Genomic DNA, 2,890 nt, shown 5'->3' with positions numbered 1-2,890 from the left:
GTGATAGCAAGACTGTTAGCAAAACGGAATGGAAAGTCCGGCCATAGTGGGTGATAGCCCCGTATGCGAAAACAGACGTGTGGTACTAAGCTAGAGAAAAGTAGGGCGGGGCACGAGAAACCCTGTCTGAATATGGGGGGACCATCCTCCAAGGCTAAATACTCATCATCGACCGATAGTGAACAAGTACCGTGAGGGAAAGGCGAAAAGAACCCCGGGAGGGGAGTGAAATAGATCCTGAAACCGCATGCTTACAAAAAGTAGGAGCCCGTAAGGGTGACTGCGTACCTTTTGTATAATGGGTCAGCGACTTACATTCAGTGGCAAGGTTAACCGAATAGGGAAGCCGTAGAGAAATCGAGTCCGAATAGGGCGTCCAGTCGCTGGGTGTAGACCCGAAACCAAGTGATCTATCCATGGCCAGGATGAAGGTGCCGTAACAGGTACTGGAGGTCCGAACCGACTAGTGTTGCAAAACTAGCGGATGAGCTGTGGATAGGGGTGAAAGGCTAAACAAACTTGGAAATAGCTGGTTCTCTCCGAAAACTATTTAGGTAGTGCCTCAAGTATTACCGTCGGGGGTAGAGCACTGTTTTGGCTAGGGGGTCATGGCGACTTACCAAACCAAGGCAAACTCCGAATACCGACGAGTACAGCTTGGGAGACAGAGCACCGGGTGCTAACGTCCGGACTCAAGAGGGAAACAACCCAGACCGCCAGCTAAGGTCCCTAAAATTGGCTAAGTGGGAAACGAAGTGGGAAGGCTAAAACAGTCAGGATGTTGGCTTAGAAGCAGCCATCATTTAAAGAAAGCGTAATAGCTCACTGATCGAGTCGTCCTGCGCGGAAGATGTAACGGGGCTAAGCCAGTTACCGAAGCTGCGGATGCACAGTTTACTGTGCGTGGTAGGAGAGCGTTCTGTAAGCCTGTGAAGGTGTCTGGTGACGGATGCTGGAGGTATCAGAAGTGCGAATGCTGACATGAGTAGCGTTAAAGGGGGTGAAAAGCCCCCTCGCCGTAAGCGCAAGGTTTTCTACGCAACGTTCATCGGCGTAGAGTGAGTCGGCCCCTAAGGCGAGGCAGAGATGCGTAGCTGATGGGAAACAGGTCAATATTCCTGTACCGATGTGTAGTGCGATGTGGGGACGGAGAAGGTTAGCTCAGCCAACTGTTGGACATGTTGGTTCAAGCCTGTAGTCGTGCCTGGTAGGCAAATCCGCCAGGCTTAGATGAGGGGTGATAACGAGTCTGCTTGCAGACGAAGTGAGTGATACCCTGCTTCCAGGAAAAGCCACTAAGCTTCAGCTACACACGACCGTACCGCAAACCGACACTGGTGCGCGAGATGAGTATTCTAAGGCGCTTGAGAGAACTCAGGAGAAGGAACTCGGCAAATTGATACCGTAACTTCGGGAGAAGGTATGCCGCAAGTAGGTGAACTTGTACAAAGCGAGCCCAAAGCGGTTGCAAAAAATCGGTGGCTGCGACTGTTTAATAAAAACACAGCACTCTGCAAACACGAAAGTGGACGTATAGGGTGTGACGCCTGCCCGGTGCTGGAAGATTAAATGATGGGGTGCAAGCTCTTGATTGAAGTCCCAGTAAACGGCGGCCGTAACTATAACGGTCCTAAGGTAGCGAAATTCCTTGTCGGGTAAGTTCCGACCTGCACGAATGGCGTAACGATGGCCACACTGTCTCCTCCTGAGACTCAGCGAAGTTGAAATGTTTGTGATGATGCAATCTCCCCGCGGAAAGACGGAAAGACCCCATGAACCTTTACTGTAGCTTTGTATTGGACTTTGAACGGATCTGTGTAGGATAGGTGGGAGGCTTTGAAGTGAGGACGCTAGTTCTCATGGAGCCAACGTTGAAATACCACCCTGGTGCGTTTGAGGTTCTAACCTAGGTCCCTTATCGGGATCGGGGACAGTGCATGGTAGGCAGTTTGACTGGGGCGGTCTCCTCCCAAAGCGTAACGGAGGAGTTCGAAGGTACGCTAGGTACGGTCGGACATCGTGCTAATAGTGCAATGGCATAAGCGTGCTTAACTGCGAGACTGACAAGTCGAGCAGATGCGAAAGCAGGACATAGTGATCCGGTGGTTCTGTATGGAAGGGCCATCGCTCAACGGATAAAAGGTACTCTGGGGATAACAGGCTGATACCGCCCAAGAGTTCATATCGACGGCGGTGTTTGGCACCTCGATGTCGGCTCATCTCATCCTGGGGCTGTAGCCGGTCCCAAGGGTATGGCTGTTCGCCATTTAAAGAGGTACGTGAGCTGGGTTTAAAACGTCGTGAGACAGTTTGGTCCCTATCTTCCGTGGGCGCTGCAGATTTGAGGAAGCCTGCTCCTAGTACGAGAGGACCGGAGTGGACACACCTCTGGTGTATCGGTTGTCACGCCAGTGGCATTGCCGAGTAGCTAAGTGTGGAAGAGATAACCGCTGAAAGCATCTAAGCGGGAAACTCGTTTCAAGATGAGATCTGCCGGGGCCTTGAGCCCCCTAAAGAGTCGTTCAAGACCAGGACGTTGATAGGCTGGGTGTGGAAGCGCAGTAATGCGTTAAGCTAACCAGTACTAATTGCTCGTGCGGCTTGACCCTATAACTTTGACACACCGTCAAGTTGTTATGCCAAGACGTAGTCAAATTACCGCTGACAAGACTCTATGAATTCGCCGCCTTGATCAACAATCAAGGTAGCAACCCTTTATGCCTGATGACCATAGCAAGTTGGCCCCACTCCTTCCCATCCCGAACAGGACAGTGAAACGACTTTGCGCCGATGATAGTGCGGATACCCGTGTGAAAGTAGGTCATCGTCAGGCTCCTACAGCCCAAATCGCCCTCAGATCAACTCGGTCTGAGGGCGTTTTGCTTTGGAA

Annotated in this window: 2 rRNA genes; both read left to right on the top strand. The window is 51.5% G+C overall.

Annotation, left to right across the window (positions count from 1 at the left end):
* Positions 1-2,609, top strand: a 23S ribosomal RNA gene (locus BM144_RS22435); the annotation flags it as partial.
* 111 nt (positions 2,610-2,720) lie between these two features.
* Positions 2,721-2,833 (top strand): 5S ribosomal RNA (gene rrf / locus BM144_RS22430).
* Positions 2,834-2,890 lie beyond the last annotated feature (57 nt).

Source organism: Paracidovorax konjaci (assembly GCF_900112675.1).
In the GTDB taxonomy this organism is placed as follows: Bacteria; Pseudomonadota; Gammaproteobacteria; order Burkholderiales; family Burkholderiaceae_C; genus Paracidovorax; species Paracidovorax konjaci.
The sequence above is the reverse complement of the archived record's forward strand: the minus strand, read 5'-3'. Positions and strand labels throughout refer to the sequence as shown.